General features: G+C 72.4%; 13 protein-coding genes. 4 read left to right on the forward strand and 9 right to left on the reverse strand.

All coding sequences use genetic code 11. The features are described from left to right. The first annotated feature begins 36 nt into the window (after window positions 1–36). From RIN75_RS05100 to RIN75_RS05110, 3 genes are read left to right on the forward strand one after another with little or no spacing between them, the layout of a single operon-like run. Window positions 37–1,002: a WYL domain-containing protein gene (locus RIN75_RS05100; protein ID WP_309110590.1), complete on the forward strand. Its 966-nt coding sequence runs from the start codon at window positions 37–39 to the stop codon at window positions 1,000–1,002. Window positions 1,003–1,023: 21 nt separating this feature from the next. Next, window positions 1,024–1,281, forward strand: a complete 258-nt coding sequence (locus RIN75_RS05105) for a hypothetical protein (RefSeq protein WP_309110591.1) — start codon at window positions 1,024–1,026, stop codon at window positions 1,279–1,281. A 9-nt stretch (window positions 1,282–1,290) separates the two neighbouring features. Continuing rightward, on the forward strand, window positions 1,291–2,523 hold the full coding sequence (locus tag RIN75_RS05110; protein WP_309110592.1) for an MFS transporter: 1,233 nt from the start codon (window positions 1,291–1,293) through the stop codon (window positions 2,521–2,523). 237 nt (window positions 2,524–2,760) lie between these two features. On the opposite strand, the gene RIN75_RS05115 is transcribed toward RIN75_RS05110, so the two are convergent. From RIN75_RS05115 to RIN75_RS05155, 9 genes are all read right to left on the reverse strand, one after another. Further along, window positions 2,761–3,657 carry an XRE family transcriptional regulator gene (locus RIN75_RS05115; protein WP_309110593.1) on the reverse strand — a complete coding sequence of 299 codons (897 nt, stop codon included), beginning with the start codon at window positions 3,655–3,657 and terminating at the stop codon, window positions 2,761–2,763. A 58-nt stretch (window positions 3,658–3,715) separates the two neighbouring features. Then, window positions 3,716–4,384, reverse strand: coding sequence for a SagB family peptide dehydrogenase (locus RIN75_RS05120; protein ID WP_309110594.1), 669 nt, complete (start codon window positions 4,382–4,384; stop codon window positions 3,716–3,718). Window positions 4,385–4,476: 92 nt separating this feature from the next. Beyond that, window positions 4,477–5,256 (reverse strand): ABC transporter ATP-binding protein, encoded by a 780-nt coding sequence (locus RIN75_RS05125; RefSeq protein ID WP_309110595.1) that lies wholly within the window; start codon window positions 5,254–5,256, stop codon window positions 4,477–4,479. Continuing rightward, window positions 5,253–6,179 carry an iron chelate uptake ABC transporter family permease subunit gene (locus RIN75_RS05130; protein WP_309110596.1) on the reverse strand — a complete coding sequence of 309 codons (927 nt, stop codon included), beginning with the start codon at window positions 6,177–6,179 and terminating at the stop codon, window positions 5,253–5,255. Before RIN75_RS05130 ends, RIN75_RS05125 begins: the two co-directional genes overlap by 4 nt. Further along, entirely contained in the window at window positions 6,176–7,084 is a 909-nt protein-coding gene (locus tag RIN75_RS05135) for an iron chelate uptake ABC transporter family permease subunit (RefSeq protein WP_309110597.1), read from the reverse strand. Before RIN75_RS05135 ends, RIN75_RS05130 begins: the two co-directional genes overlap by 4 nt. A gap of 50 nt (window positions 7,085–7,134) precedes the next feature. Further along, entirely contained in the window at window positions 7,135–8,085 is a 951-nt protein-coding gene (locus tag RIN75_RS05140; RefSeq protein WP_309110598.1) for an ABC transporter substrate-binding protein, read from the reverse strand. Window positions 8,086–8,228: 143 nt separating this feature from the next. Then, complete coding sequence (locus tag RIN75_RS05145; protein WP_309110599.1) at window positions 8,229–8,951, reverse strand: class I SAM-dependent methyltransferase; 723 nt, start codon at window positions 8,949–8,951, stop codon at window positions 8,229–8,231. A 57-nt stretch (window positions 8,952–9,008) separates the two neighbouring features. Next, window positions 9,009–12,422: a DNA topoisomerase (ATP-hydrolyzing) gene (locus tag RIN75_RS05150; protein WP_309110600.1), complete on the reverse strand. Its 3,414-nt coding sequence runs from the start codon at window positions 12,420–12,422 to the stop codon at window positions 9,009–9,011. A gap of 19 nt (window positions 12,423–12,441) precedes the next feature. Continuing rightward, window positions 12,442–14,484 carry a DNA topoisomerase IV subunit B gene (locus RIN75_RS05155; protein WP_309110601.1) on the reverse strand — a complete coding sequence of 681 codons (2,043 nt, stop codon included), beginning with the start codon at window positions 14,482–14,484 and terminating at the stop codon, window positions 12,442–12,444. A gap of 95 nt (window positions 14,485–14,579) precedes the next feature. On the opposite strand from RIN75_RS05155, the gene RIN75_RS05160 reads away from it, so the two are divergent. Beyond that, window positions 14,580–15,080: a hypothetical protein gene (locus tag RIN75_RS05160; RefSeq protein ID WP_309110602.1), complete on the forward strand. Its 501-nt coding sequence runs from the start codon at window positions 14,580–14,582 to the stop codon at window positions 15,078–15,080. The last annotated feature ends 2 nt before the right edge of the window (window positions 15,081–15,082 follow it).

The raw sequence follows: 15,082 nt of genomic DNA on the forward strand, positions 1-15,082 counted from the left end.
ACATCCCCTGTCGGGTATTCCGATAAAGTTCACGGGGTGCGCGCCGACCGGTTGGTCTCGCTGGTGCTGCTGCTGCGCCGGCGTGGTCGGCTCTCCGCGACCACCCTCGCCCGTGAGCTGGAGGTCTCCACGCGCACCGTGCTGCGCGACATCGAGGCGCTGTCGGCGGCCGGTGTCCCGGTCTACGCCGAACGCGGCCGGCACGGCGGTTTCGAGCTGCTGCCCGGTTTCCGGACCGAACTCACCGGCCTGAACCACGACGAGGCCCTGGCCCTGCTGATCGCCGGCTCGCGACGGGGCGCGCAGGCGTTCGGACTCGGCTCGGCACTCGCCTCGGCCATGCTCAAGGTGGTCGACGCGCTCCCGCAAGGACACCAGGACATCGCGGCGGGCGTGGCGGAGAGGCTGCTCATCGACCCGGAGACCGACCTCCTCTCCCGCCGCACCGTCGCCGACGAGGTCCCCGACGCCGTCGTGGCCGAGATCCGGCGCGCGGTGTTCGCCGGCCACAAGGTGCGCATCCACTACGCGGCGGCCGGTCAGAAGGCGCAGTGGCGCACGGTGGACCCGATCGGCCTGGTGACCGTGCGCGACCAGGGCTACCTGCTGGCCACCCGATCCGGAGAGGACCGCACCTACCGGCTGTCCCGGGTGCTGGCCGCCGAAGAACTCGACGAACCCGCGCAACGACCGGACCGGGTCGACCTCGACCGGGCCTGGCAGGACCGCAGCACCCGGTTCCGGACCGGCGGCGACCAGGTCGCGGTGCTGCTGCGGCTCGACCCGGCCCGCCGCGAGGACCTGCTGAACACCGCACTGGCCGTCCTCTCCGAGGAAACCGAGTCGGACGGCCGGCTCCGGATGGAAGTGACCTTCCAGGACGCCAGACACGCCGAGTGGGCGCTGTGGCAGCTCGCCACGAACGCGGAAGCCCTGTCCCCGCGATGGTTGCGCACCAAGCTCCACGACCGCGCCACCGCCATCGCCGCCCGCTACGCCTGACGCCCCGGTTACGCTCGCGTGGTGCCCGACGACGTCCACCTCGCCCTGGTGCGCAGTGCCCTGGCCGGACTGGCGTTCCTCGACCACAGCTCGGACGACGAGGTCGACCCGGACTCCGCCGTGCGCGCGACCGAGCACATGGCCCACCCGCCGCTCGCCCTGCCCGAGGCCGATCGGGCTGCTTTGGTGGCGATGATCCGGCAGGTCGGGGAGGAGGACGAGTGGGCGCGGGGCGTGCCGTTCACCCTGGGATTGGTAAGTGAACATGACATTCATTAGCCTGATCCCGTGACCGCCACCGTCGAGTCCGCCCGCGACTTCAGCCGCTACCTCGCCGCCCGCCTGCTGTCCGTCGCGGGCACCCTGGTGTCGGTGGTGGCCCTGCCCGTGCTGGTCTACCAGCTCACCGGGTCCGCCGGCTGGACCGCGGCCGTCGCCGCCGCGGAAGCCCTGCCCTACCTCGTCTTCGGGCTCCTCGCGGGCGCGCTCGCGGACCGGGTCGACCGGCGGGTGCTCATGGTGGGGCTGGACCTGGTGGTCGCGGGCGCGCTCGCGACGATCCCGGTGGCGTGGTGGGCCGGCGGGCTGACGGCGCCGCACGTGGTGGCGGTGGCGTTCGTCGCGCAGACCGCGTTCGTGTTCTTCGACGCGGCCAACTTCGGCGCGCTGCCCGCCTTGGTGGGCAAGGAGAACCTGACCGCCGCCTACGCCAAGCTCTACGGCCGCACCACGATCGCCGAACTGGCCGTGCCACCGCTGGCCGGCCTGCTGGTGGCGGTGGTCGCGCCGGCGAACCTGGTCGCGGTCAACGCGCTGACCGCCGTGGGCTCGGCGGTGCTGGTCCGCGCGGTCCAGTCGGCCCTGTCCGCGCCGCGCACGGACGGCACCACGCTGGTCCGGGACATCGGCTCGGGGCTGCGGTTCGTGTGGGGCAACGCGATCGTCCGCACGCTGACCCTGGTCGGCGCGACCCACTCGGCCGCCGCCGGGGCGTGGGTCGCGGTCCTGGTGCCGTGGGCGGACCAGGTGCTGGGGGTGCGGCCGTCCGGGGACGTGCGGCTGGCCGCGTTGTTCAGCTGCTGGGGTGTGGGCGCGCTGGTCGCGGCCCGGTTGCTGCCCAAGCTCACCGCGCGGTGGGGCGGGGCGCGGCTCGCGCTGGCCGGGCTGCCCGCGTCGCTGGTGTGCGCGACCGGGGCGCTGTTGAGCACGCACTGGATCGCGGCGATGGTGTCGGCAGTCGCGTGGGGCACCGCGCACTCCACCGTCGTGATCAACGGGATCACCTACCGCCAGCAGGTGTGCCCGCCGGACATGCAGTCCCGGGTCAACACGACGGCCCGGATGATCGCGTGGGGCCTGGGCCAGCCGGCGGGCGCGGCCCTGGCCGGCGCGGTGGCGGTGACGGCCGGGCCACGCGCGGGACTGGGTGCGGGCGTCGCGCTGATGGCCGTCGGGGTCGCCCTCGCCTGGGTCACCCCGACCCTGCGCCGAGAAGCCACCCGCCGACCACCGACCCCCTGACCATCACCCGCCGACCCCCTGATCGCCCACGCGCCGACCACCGGCCCTCTGACCACCCACGCGCCGACCACCGGCCCTCTGACCACCCACCCGCCGACCACCGGCCCTCTGACCGCCCACCCGCCGACCACCGGCCCTCCGACCGCCCACCCGCCCCGCACGCACGGGACTGTCGTACCCCTGTGGGACAATGGATCCGGGGGCGGCAGCCGAAGCCGATCAAGGGCTGACCCGGGGCTACCACTGCCAGCGGAAGCCGTAGCTGCCCGGCGCCAGGTCGAGCGCGACTCCCAGCAGCGACCCGCTCGCGTCGACCTCCGCCGGCACCACGGTCTCCGGCCGCCCGTCCACCCGCCGGTACTGCTCGCACGACACCGGACGCACCGCCGGGTCGAACGCCACCTCCAGCACGTACTCCCGCACCGGCAACCGGAACTTGCGCCCGCAGTCGGTGACCACCCCGCCCGGGAAGCTCACCACCTCGTGCTCGATCACGATGCTCTCGCCCCGCCGCAACGCCCGGTCGAACAGCAGCTCCGCGCACGCCACCCCGACCTCCGGCCGGCCCACCGCGCGCCCCACCGAGCAGTGCCGCACCGGCCGCACCACCGGCAACGGCCGTCCGGGCTGCTCGGTGCCCACGATCACCACCCACCGGTCCGCGCCGTCCGCCTCGGCGCGCAGCACGTGCCGCGACCGGATGACGTGCTCGGCGCGATCCGCCCCCACGGTGACGAAGTCGTGCTGGCTCAACCGGGTCAGCTGCTCGTCCCACCCGGTGTCCACCTGCCGCACGGCCCACTCGACGGTCTCCGGCGGCGACCACAGCGAACTGATCGGCACCGGCTCGTCGGGCACCCGCTTCAGCCACCGCCCGCGCGGCCTGGGCGGCCCCAGCAGGCTCTCCAGGTACCCGGTCGGCAGGTCGAGCACGTCCTCCAGCAGCCCGATCGCGGCCAGCGACGACCGCCGCTCCGGCCGGCTGCGCCCGGACTGCCAGTAGCTCAACGTCGCCAGGCTGACCTTCACCCCGTGCTGCGCCAAGTGCTCGCGGATGCGTTCCAGCCCCAGTCCGCTTTGCGCGATCGCCGCGCGCAGGGCACCCGCGAACGTGTCCGTTCTCGTTGTGTCCATGACAACGCCCCCTTGCTGTCGCCACGGTATTGCCGCGACCGCACTCCGGGGAATGGCTTTATGCCCCCTCGTTATGTCCCGACACCGGTTGCCCGACCACGAACAACACCAGCGGGACGTCGTGTTCTCCGGCCCTGACAAGGGCTTTCACCGCGTCGTCGGAGAATCCGGCGACCGCGCAGCAGCCCAATCCCAGCGCGGTCGCCACCAGGTACAGGTTCTGCACCGCGACGCCGGCGTCGACGTGCGCGGTGCGGTAATGGCGGGGTCCGTATTTCGCCGGTCCCGACCCCATCCGTCCACTGAGGACGATGACGGTGTCGGCCCGGCGCGCGAACTCCTCCTGCGCGAACTCCTCCTGCGCGAACACACCTTCCAGGTCACCCCCGCCCAACAGCGACAACGCGTGCGGCTCGCGCAGGTACTCGAACACCGAACCGCGCTGGACGACGTGCACGGCGATGGTCGGTAGTCCACCCGCGTTGGGATTGGTGCCGAGCACGTGCGGTCCCGACCGACGCTGCACCCCGACCGCGTACCACAGCAGGGAACTCAGGTCTTGTCGGCTCAACGGCCGGTAGGAGTAGTGCGACCGGCGGCTCAACAGGGCTTCCGCCAGCGTCATCGCGGGCGGCACCGGTTCGGGCAGCGGGATCACAGGAACGCGCGGGTCGAGCCGCACCTCGACCTGCGCGCCCAGGTCCGCGTCGCGCTCGACCAGTTCCACCACGGGCCGGTGAACAGTGCGGTGCTGGGCTTGAGGGTCTTCACGCGCTCCTCCTCGTCGAGGTCGGCGGGGTCTGCCGGCCAGGGGTCCACCTAATCCGGAATGACAACCATTTTTGCCAGGCCGTTGGTCGTGATCCACCGCACCTCGCCCCGCACGCCGTAGACCTCGGCCAAGAACCCCGCATCGACCACAGTGGACGGTGGGCCGTCGGCGTGCACCACCCCGTCCCGCAGCGCCACCACGCGATCCGAGTACCGGGCGGCCTGGGCCAGGTCGTGCAGGACGGCCACGACGGTCAGACCCCGCTCCCGTTGCAGCGCCCGGACCAGCTCCAGCACCTCGACCTGGTGCCGGATGTCGAGGTACGTGGTCGGTTCGTCGAGCAGCAGCACGGGCGCGTCCTGGGCCAGCGCCAACGCCAACCGCACCCGCTGCCGCTGCCCGCCCGACAACCGCTCGACGAGCGCGTCCGCCCACTCGACGACCCCGGTGTCCCGCAACGCCTTCCGCACCTGCTCGTCGTCCACCTCACCGAGCATCCCCAGCGGACCCCTTGCCGCGTAACGGCCCTGCCGCACGAACTGCCGCACGGTCAACCCCCGCACGTACGGGGTCGCCTGCGGCAGCAGCGAAATCCGGCGCGCGACATCCCGCCGGGTCATCGAGGCCAGCGGCCGGCCTTCCACAACAACCTCACCCCGCGAAGGCGTGTGGAGCCCCGCCAGGACCCGCAGCAACGTCGTCTTGCCGCTGCCGTTCTCCCCGAGCAGGGTCAGCCACTCCCCCTCGGCCACCGCGAGGTCAACACCCCGCAGCACCTCGTGCTCCCCGAACCGCACGTGCACGCCCGACGCGCGCAGTGGTGTCACCAGATCCCTCCCGTCCGCCGCGCCACCACGACCAGCACGGCCGCGCCCATCAACGCCGTGATCGCCCCGGCGGGCACGTGCACCACCTGGCCCACCGCGTCCGCCCCCGCCACCGCCGCCGCACCGGCCAGCGCCGACGCGGGCACCACCCGCCGGTGCACCGGCCCGACCAGCCACCGCGCGGCGTGCGGCGCGAGCAGCCCGACGAACGCCGTCGCCCCCACCGCCGCCACCGCGGCCGACGTGGCCACCGCCGCCAGCAACAACACCGTGCTCCGCCAAGGGACAACGGCCAGCCCGACCGCGTGCGCGTGGTCGTCGTCCACCGCCAGCACGTCCAACACGCCACCGAGCAACGTCGCCACCACCAAGACCACCACCAGCACCGGCCACAGCGGCGCCAAGTGCTCCCACGTGCGGCCGACCAGCGACCCGAGCAGCCACCGCGACACCGCGCCGGCGAGCTGCGGACGTGCGGTGAGCAGCACCAACGTCACCCCGACCAGCACCGACGACACCACCACACCGCGCACCGCGACCTCGCCGGACACCCCGGCCAGCACCCACAGCACCCCGCCGCCGACGACCCCGCCGAGCAGCGCCGCACCGGCCATCGGCAGCGGCTGCGCGGCCACCCCGCCGACCACCGACGCGACCACCGCACCGAGCACGGCCCCGGACCCGACACCGGTGATCTCCGGCGATGCCAACCGGTTGCGCACGGCCGCCTGCAACAACGCCCCGGCGATCCCCAGACAGGCCCCCGCGCACAACCCCACCAACACCCGGGGCGCCCGCAGCTCCAGCACGACCGTCCGCGCATGGGCGTCATCGCCGAAGAACAACGACACGTCCGTGCTCCCGACCGCGAGCTGCGCCACCGCGCACACCACCGCCAGCACGGCCAACCCGGCGATCCTCACGCCCGCCTCCGCACCAGCAGCCCGACCCCGACCGCGGCCAACGCCGTCAGCCCGCCGACCGGCAGCTCCACCGGGTACAGCACGGTCCGCGCCACCAGGTCCGCGACGACCACGACCAGCGCCCCCAGGAACGCCGTCATCCCAACGGAAGGCCGTCCCAGCCGAGCCGCGAGCCGGGGCGCGAAGAACCCCACCCACGCCACCGGCCCCGCCGGCCCCACCACGACCGCCACCAGCAACGACGCCACCGCCAGCACGGCCACCCGGGCCCGTCCCGGCCGCAGCCCCGCCGACATCGCCTCGTCGTCGCCGAGCCGCAGCACCTTGACCCGCGGCACCGCGAACACCACCGCCGGCACCGCCACCGCGAGCCCCACCGCGACCGGGACGAGCGTCGGCCACGTGGTCCCGGTCAGCGACCCGAGCAGGTAGCGCACCAGCACCCCCTGCTCCCGCGTGTCGGTCATCGCGGTAGCGGCGAGCATCACCGCCTGGGCCGCCGACCCCACGGCCGCGCCGATCAGCAGCACCGCCGCCGGTCCCGCCGCGCCGCGCACCGCCACCAGCGTCAACGCCCCGCCCAGCGCGGCACCGACCAGCGCCGGCGTGAGCGGCGCGCCCGGAACGGTCAGCCCGAACGCCACCGTCGTCCCGACCGCGGCCGACGCCCCGCCGGAGACCCCGAGCAGCTCGGGCACGGCCAGCGGGTTGCGCAGGGACTCCTGCAACAGCAGCCCCGCCACCCCCAGGCACGCCCCGGCGACCGCGCCGAGCACCAGCCGCGGCGCGCGCAACTGCCACACCACGACCTGCTCCAGCTCGGTCACCGGCCACGCCACCACCGGCTGCCCCAACGCCAACGCCCCGACGACCGCCGCCACCGCGACGAGCACGAGCAGCCTCAAGCGGGGCCTCCGGCCCAAGCGGGAACCACGGCCCAAGCGGAGACCTCGGCTCAAGCGGGAACCTTGGCCAGCGCCTCGTCCGCGACCGCCGCCAGGCTGCGCAACCCGCGCCCCGAACCCCACAGCTTGGCGTGCATCTCGTGCACCCGCCCCTGCTGCACGGCCGGGATCTGCTTCCACACCGGGTTGTCGGCCAGCTGACTGCTCAACGTCTTGTCGTCCGGAGAGAACAGCAGGGAGTACACGAAGACCACGTCCGGCTGCTTGGCCAGCAGTTCCTCGACGCTGTAGTTGCTCGCCGTCTCGACGTCGGTCCCCTTGGCCGGGAAGGGGTAGCTGAACAGCTGCCCCAGCAGGTGGCCCTTGAGCGAGGACGTGGTGTCGACGCCGATCGAGTCCACGCTGCCGTACATCAGCAGCACCTTCTTGCCCGACCGCCCGTCGGCCTGGGTCTTGGCGATCGCGTCCGCGAGCTTGCCCCGGAAGGTCTCCTCGGCCTTCACGGCCCGGTCCGCGCGCCCGGTCAACGACCCGAGCGCACGCAGGTAGCCGACGGACTCCTCCCAGGTCGCGGGCTCGGCCGTCCACAGTGGAGCGAACTTCTCGATGGCGGGCCGCAGCGGGTCGTGCACGCCCGGCAGGCCGATCACCAGGTCCGGCTTGAGCCCCGCGATGAACTCGACGTCCTCGCTGCCGAACGTGCCCGGGACCTTCGGGACCTCCCCGGTGTGGCCGAGGACGGGCAGGAGCGTGGGGTTGGTGGTGCCCACCGGCACGAGACCGAGGTCCAGGACGATGTCGTCGCACAGGCCGTTCAGGCACACGATCCGCTCGGCCGGCTTGGTCAACGTGACCTTCGTGCCGCGCGGGTCGGTGACGCTCAGGGAGGTTTCGAGCGGCGCGGCCGTGCGGACGACCGGGGTCGGCTTCTGTTCGGGGGCGGGGGCGGCGGTGCAGGCGGCGAGCGTCAGGCCCGCGAGGGCGAGTGCGAGGGTCCTCATCGGTCTTCCAGCCAGGAGAGCAGGGTCACGGCGTCCCGGCGGAACGCCTCGGTCGGGTCGTCGGGCACGAAGTGCGGTGATCATGGGTGCCCTTCACTCGTTCAGGTGAGGGTTCCCATGCTTACTGGAGACGAGAGTCGTTATCAAATAAGCGGATCGCGATGTGCCACCACGACCGCGCTGTCACCCCGCCGCCAGACGACTTCGACGTGCGCGAACCCGGCGCTCTTGAGGGCTTCGACGTGCCAGGAGGCAGGCGGGTAGAAGTCGGCGGAATCCCCATCGGCCCGGTCGGCGGCGGCGTCGGCCAACGCCGGATGCGCCAACGCCTCCTCCCACCACACCCGCCACGCCTCCATCGCCGCCGACCCGCCGGACGCAGACTCATCGGCGACCGGCGCGGTGACGGCCGGCGCGGTGACGGCCGGCGCGGTGGCGGGTGCGGCGGGTTCGGGCATGCGGTCGGCGTTGGCGAAAAGCCCGCCGGGAGCCAGGACCTCCCGAATCTCGGCGTACAGCGCCCGCAGCCGGTCCGGCCCGAAGTGGTGCAGCGCCGTCCCCGCCACCACCGAGTCGAAGCGCGGCAACCCGTCCACCCAACCCGGCCCGCTCAGATCCGCCCGCACCACCGGCACCCCGAGCGCCACCCGCGCGATCTCCAGCAACACCGGGTCGAAGTCCAGCAGCGTCACGTCAGCCAGGCGGGACGCGATCGAACCCGTGCCGCCGGCCAGGTCGAGCACCCGCCCGTGCGCCCGCGCGGCCAGGACGTCGAACGCCTCCTCCCGCCACGGCAGGAAGGGCTGCTGCTGCGCGTCCCAGCCGCGCCTCAAAGCGGAAGCGGTCACCGGGTCCAGAGTCGTCACCCCGCCAGCGTAACGACTCCGATTTTCATTTCGCGCCCGTTCTCGTTTTCGTGACTGTCAGCCGCGTTCGATCAGGTGCCCGACCACGTCCGGACCCGGGTGGGCGTGGCCCGAACCGTCGCGCCGCAGGTCCACCTCGGGCAGCTCGACCGGCGACCCGTTGTCCGCCGCACCCGCCGGACGCGGCCCGACCCACGCCAGGACCAGCCCGTTCTCACCCTTCAAGAACCGCTGCGACCGCACGCCACCGGTCGCCCGGCCCTTCGCCGGGTACTCCGCGAACGGCGTCACCTTCACGCTCTGCCCGGTCGACGTGACCACCATCGGCGAGCCGTGCTCGTCGTCGTCGGTCCGCACCGCGCCGAAGAACAGCACCCGCTGGCCGGCCGCGAGGTTGATCCCGGCCATGCCGCCGCCCTTGAGGCCCTGCGGCCGGACCAGGGACGCGTTGTAGCGCAGCAGCGACGAGTCGGACGAGACGAACACCAGCGTCTCCTCCGCACTCCCCAGCCACGACGCGCCGACCACCTCGTCACCCTCCTTGAGGGTGATCACCTCGAACTCCTCCGACCGCACCGGCCACTCCGGCGCGCACACCTTCACCACGCCCTGCCGCGTGCCCAGCGCCAACCCCGGCGAGTCGGTGTCGCCCAACGGCGCGATGCCCACGACCTTCTCGCCCTTGGCCAGGTCGAGCAGCTCGCTGGCCGCCATGCCACCACTCAAGGACACCGTCCCGCTCGCCTCCGGCAGCACCGGCAGCGGCAGCACGTCGGTCTTCACCGCGCGACCCAGGTTGGTCACCAGCAGCACCTGGCCCCGCGCGGTGGTGTGCACGACCGCCGCGACCGCGTCGTGCTTGGTCCGGCCGTTGCGGCGGCGCGCCTCGGACGCCTCCTCCGACTCCGCCGCCGTCCGCGCCACCAGCCCGGTCGCCGACAGGATCACCTGGCACGGGTCGTCGGCGACCTCCAGCGGCCCGGCGGGCTTGGACGCCGCCAGCACCTCCTTCAGGTCACCGTCCAGCAGCGTCGTGCGGCGCTCGCCGGACAGGTCCTTGGCCACCTTCGCCAGTTCCGCCGACACGACCTTCTTCAGCTCGCGCTCGTCGTCGAGGATCTTGGTCAGCTCGGCGATCTCGTTGCGCAGCCGGTCCTGCTCGGCCTCCAGCTCGATCGAGTCGTAGCGGGTGAGGCGGCGCAGCGGGGTGTCGAGGATGTAGGTGGCCTGCACCTCCGACAGCTTGAACGTCTTCATCAGGCCTTCCTTGGCGGCCTGGGCGTTCTCGCTACCCCGGATGAGCTTGATCACCTTGTCGATGTCGAGCAGCGCCTTGAGCAGGCCCTCGACCAGGTGCAGCCGGTCCTCGCGCTTGCGGCGGCGGTAGCGCGTCCGCCGGGTGACGACCTCGTAGCGGTGCTTGAGGAACACCTCCAGCAGCGCCTTGAGGCCGAGCGTCTGCGGCTGGCCGTCGACCAGGACCAGGTTGTTGATGCCGAAGGACTGCTCCATCGGCGTCAGCCGGTACAGGTCGGCCAGCAGCGCCTGCGGGTTCACGCCGACCTTGCACTCGATGACGACCCGGATGCCGTTCTCGCGGTCGGTGAGGTCCTTGACGTCGGCGATGCCGGTCAGCCGCTTGGACTTGGTCACCTCGTCGGTGATCTTCTCGATGATCTTCTCCGGCCCGACGCCGTAGGGCAGCTCGGTGACCGTGATCGCCTGCCGGCCGCGACTGCCCTCCAACGGCCCGGTCTCGACCTTGGCCCGCATCCGCACCACGCCGCGCCCGGTCTCGTAGGCCTTGCGCACCTCGTCCAGGCCCAGCAGCACGCCACCGGTCGGCAGGTCGGGGCCGGGGACGAACTCCATGAGCTTGTCCAGGTCGGCGTCCGGGTGGTTGACCAGCCACCGCGCCGCCGCCACGACCTCGCCCAGGTTGTGCGGGATCATGTTCGTGGCCATGCCGACCGCGATGCCCGAGGTGCCGTTGACCAGCAGGTTCGGGAACGCGGCGGGCAGCACGGACGGCTCCTGGAGCGAACCGTCGTAGTTGGGCCGGAAGTCGACGGTCTCCTCGTCCAGCTCGCCCACCAGCAGCATGGCGGCGGGCGACATCCGGGCTTCGGTGTAACGCGAGGCAGCCGGTCCATCGTCTGGGGACCCGAAATTGCCATGCCCGTCGATCAGCGGGGTGTTGAGGGAGAAGTCCTGGGCCAGGCGGACCATCGCGTCGTAGATCGCGGTGTCGCCGTGCGGGTGGTACTTGCCCATGCAGTTGTGCACGACCTGGCCGGCCACGACGAACGCGTGCTCGTCGGCCTCGACCTGGATGTCGTAGGTGGTGTCCGGCTCGGCCGGCTCGACCGCCACGACCTCGCACGTCGCGGTCTGCTCGACCGGGTCCTCGCCGCGGGCCGCGCGGATGACGTCCACCAGGTCGTCGTGGCCGGTCTTCGTCCACCGCAGCAGGGCGGCGGCCAGCGCCGACGCGTGCCGGCCGGACACCCACAGGCCCCGGTCACGCTCGGCCCGGACGCCCGCGTCGGCCAGCATCGCGTAGACCTCGTCGCGGGTGTCCGCGAACCCGATCTCCCGGCCCTCGTGAACGTGGCCCGCGCCGTCGAACAGGCCCGCCAGGAACGGCGCCCAGTGCGCGCGCTCGGCGACCACGCCCGCGGGGACCACCCGGGTGGCGGCCAGCAGCTCCACGTCCGGGTCGAAGGTCAGGACGTGCAGGTCGACGCCGTCCGCGCCCTCGTACTTGTCCCGCTCCACCGTCATCTCGTGCGCGATGGCCCAGCCGTGCGCGGCGTCCAACGGCGCGCACTCGGCCATCGTCAGGTGCACGCGGCCGTCCTCGACCACACCCCGCGCCGCCACCAGGCCCAGCACGTAGGCCTCGACGTCACCACCATCGGCAACCAAAGTCGCGTGCCGGGAAGCGCCGAAAGCGGTGGTCTTCCGCCCGGCGAGGTCGCGCGCGGCGACCCACTCCCCGTCCTCGACGCGGAACCGCTGGCCCGGCGTCACCAGCATGGTGTCGCCGTTCGCCCACACCACCCGGACCAGCTCGGACACCGGGTTCTCGTACACCTCGCCGACCCGCACCGGCTGCCCGGCCGGGTCCAGCACGAGGTCACCGACCTCCAAGGTCTCGATGGCTTTGAGACCCGCCGGCGTGGACACCAGCGCGCCGCGCACGAAGCAGTCGCCGACCACCCGCGAGGACTTCACGTACGGGCTGGTCGGCCGGTGGCCCTGCTCGTTCATCGAGAACAGGATCCGGCGGTGCACCGGCTTGAGGCCGTCCCGCGCGTCCGGCAGCGCCCGCGAGTGGATCACCGAGTACGCGTACTCCAGGTAGGAGTCCTCGATCTCGGTGGTCAGCGAGTTGTCGAACACCTGCGCGCCGGCGCGGTCGAACGCGGACGGGTCGACCCGGGTCGTGGGGGTCTTGCGGCGTGCCACTGGTAACTCTCTCCTGGCCTCAGACGTCGATCGCGGACTGGTCGACCCGGGCGGCCGACTCGACGAGCCACGCCCGGCGCGGCTCCACCTTCTCGCCCATCAGCAACTCCAGCGCGGCCTCGGCGGCCTCCGCGTCGTGCAGCGTGATCCGGCGGACGGACCGGGTGGCGGGGTTCATCGTGGTCTCCCACAACTCGTCCGCGTCCATCTCGCCCAGACCCTTGAACCGGGGCACCGGCTTGACCACCGTCTTGCCCGCCTTCTCCAGCTGCGCGACCTTCTGCTCCATCTCGCGCTGGGTGAAGGTGAAGTGGGTCTCGGCGTTGCGCCCCTTGGTCATCACCTTGTGCAACGGCGGCATCGCGGCGTAGAGCCTGCCGTCCTCGATCACGGGCCGCATGTACTTGGCGAACAACGTGATCAGCAGCGTCCGGATGTGCGAGCCGTCGACATCCGCGTCCGCCATCAGGATCACCCGCCCGTACCGCATGGCCCCGAGGTCGAACGTCCGGCCGGTACCCGCGCCGAGCACCTGCACGATGGAGGCGATCTCGGCGTTGCGCAGCGTGTCGGCCAACGACGCCTTCTGCACGTTCAGGATCTTGCCCCGCAACGGCAACAGCGCCTGGTACTCCGACACCCGCGCCATGCGGGCCGAGCCGAGGGCGCTGTCGCCTTCCACGAGAAAAAGTTCTGAGCGCGCGACACCGGTGGTCCGGCAGTCGACCAGCTTCGCGGGCATGGCCGCGCCTTCCAGCGCGGTCTTGCGGCGGGCGGCGTCCTTCTGCTGCTTCTGGGTCAGGCGGACGCGGGAGGCGTCCACGACCTTCTGCAGGACGATCTTGGCTTCCGCCTTCGTGCGGCGGTCCTCGGTCCACGCCCGGACCTGCTTCTCCACGATGCCCAGCACCACCTTGGTGATGCCGGCGGTGGACAGCTCGTCCTTGGTCTGGGACGTGAACTGCGGTTCGGGGATGCGCACGTGGATGACGGCGGTCATGCCCTCCAGCACGTCGTCCAGGGTGGGCGGGTCCTCCTTGGGCTTGAGCAGGCCCCGGCTGCGGCCGATGGCCTCCTGGACCGCCTTCAGCACCGCCCGCTCGAAGCCGCGGCGGTGGGTGCCGCCGTGCATGTTGCGGATGGTGTTGGTGAAGCACTCCACGGTGCGCTCGTAGCCGGTGCCCCAGCGCAGCGCGATCTCGACCTCGGCGTGGCGCTCCACCTTGGACCGCATGACGCCGTTCTCGTCGGCCGCGTTCTCGTGGTAGACCCCGTCGCCGGTGATCAGCAGCGTGCCGGACACCGGCTTCTCCCCCGACGGCGCGAGGAAGTCGACCATGTCGGACAGGCCGCCCGGGTAGTGGAACGTCTCCTCGCTGATCGAGCCCTGGGTGGCGTCGCGCAGCACGTAGGTCACGCCCGGCACGAGGAACGCGGTGTTGCGCAACTTCGCCCGCACGGCCTCGACGTCGAGCTTGGCGCCGCTCTCGAAGTAGCGGGCGTCGTACCAGTACCGGGTGGACGTGCCGGTCTTCTTGGTGCGCCCGGTGACCCGCAGCCCGGACTGGCGGGTGAACGCGGCCCTCGGCCCCGGGCCGTCGAACACGCCGGGCACGCCGTGCGCGAAGGACATCTCGTGCACCTTGCCCTCGCGCCGCACCACCACGTCGTACCGGTGGGACAGGGCGTTGACCGCGGACGCGCCCACGCCGTGCAGACCGCCGGAGGTCTTGTACCCGGAGCCGCCGAACTTGCCGCCCGCGTGCAGCCGGGTCAGCACCAGCTCCACACCGGACAGCCCGGACTTGGCGTGGATGCCGGTGGGGATGCCGCGCCCGTCGTCGTCGACCTGGACGCTGCCGTCGGCGTGCAGCGTGACGACGATCCGGGTGGCGTGCCCGGCCACGCCCTCGTCGGTGGAGTTGTCGACCACCTCGGTGAACAGGTGGTTGATGCCCCTGCTGTCGGTGGAGCCGATGTACATGCCGGGCCGCTTGCGAACCGCTTCCAGACCTTCCAGGTGGGTCAGGTCGTCGGCCCCGTACAGGATCTCAGCGGTCACCGGGCTCCCCAGGTCGTGGCGTGCGTCGAGCGGTACACGGTAGAGGAGGGTAACTTCCGCCTCCGACAATTCCGCGCGCACACGACGGAGTCGCGATGCGGGGCTTGATCCGGGCCTGGTTGGTGGCCTCGACGCTCAGCGGTGTGCCCTCCACGGTACACGCCCTGGTGACCGGCCGTGACGTGTTGGCCGCGACCCGTGCGGCGGGCGCCCTGCTGGGCCGGCCGACCGTGCCGAGGGGTGTCGCAGCACACGTCGGCGTGTCCGCGTTCTGGACGGCCGTGCTCGCCGCGGTGGACGCCCGGCGACCACTCGGAGTGACCGGCGGGGCGGTGGCCGGGCTGGCCATCGCGGCCCTGGACCTGGGGGTGGTGCGGGTGCCCGCGGTCCGGGCGCTGCCGGCGGTGCCGCAGTGGTTGGACCACGTGGCGTTCGGGGCGCTGGTGGGCTGGTCCCTGGGGGTGTCGCGGGCCGGCGGGGTCCACTGTGGACCGCGGCCGGCAACGGTGAACGGACGATCTTGCGCCGGTCGGACCTGCGCGGACGAGACCACCGGGACCAGGAACCCTGGTCCTCACCGGGGGTCACCCGCGTAGAG

It is taken from the genome of Saccharothrix sp., assembly GCF_031180885.1.
In the GTDB taxonomy this organism is placed as follows: domain Bacteria; phylum Actinomycetota; class Actinomycetes; order Mycobacteriales; family Pseudonocardiaceae; genus Actinosynnema.

Coding starts and splice junctions, on each gene's coding strand:
- RIN75_RS05160 (WP_309110602.1), top strand. CDS start 14,580: ATGCGGGGCTTGATCCGGGCCTGGTTGGTGGCCTCGACGCTCAGCGGT.
- RIN75_RS05115 (WP_309110593.1), bottom strand. CDS start 3,657: ATGGACACAACGAGAACGGACACGTTCGCGGGTGCCCTGCGCGCGGCG.
- RIN75_RS05140 (WP_309110598.1), bottom strand. CDS start 8,085: ATGAGGACCCTCGCACTCGCCCTCGCGGGCCTGACGCTCGCCGCCTGC.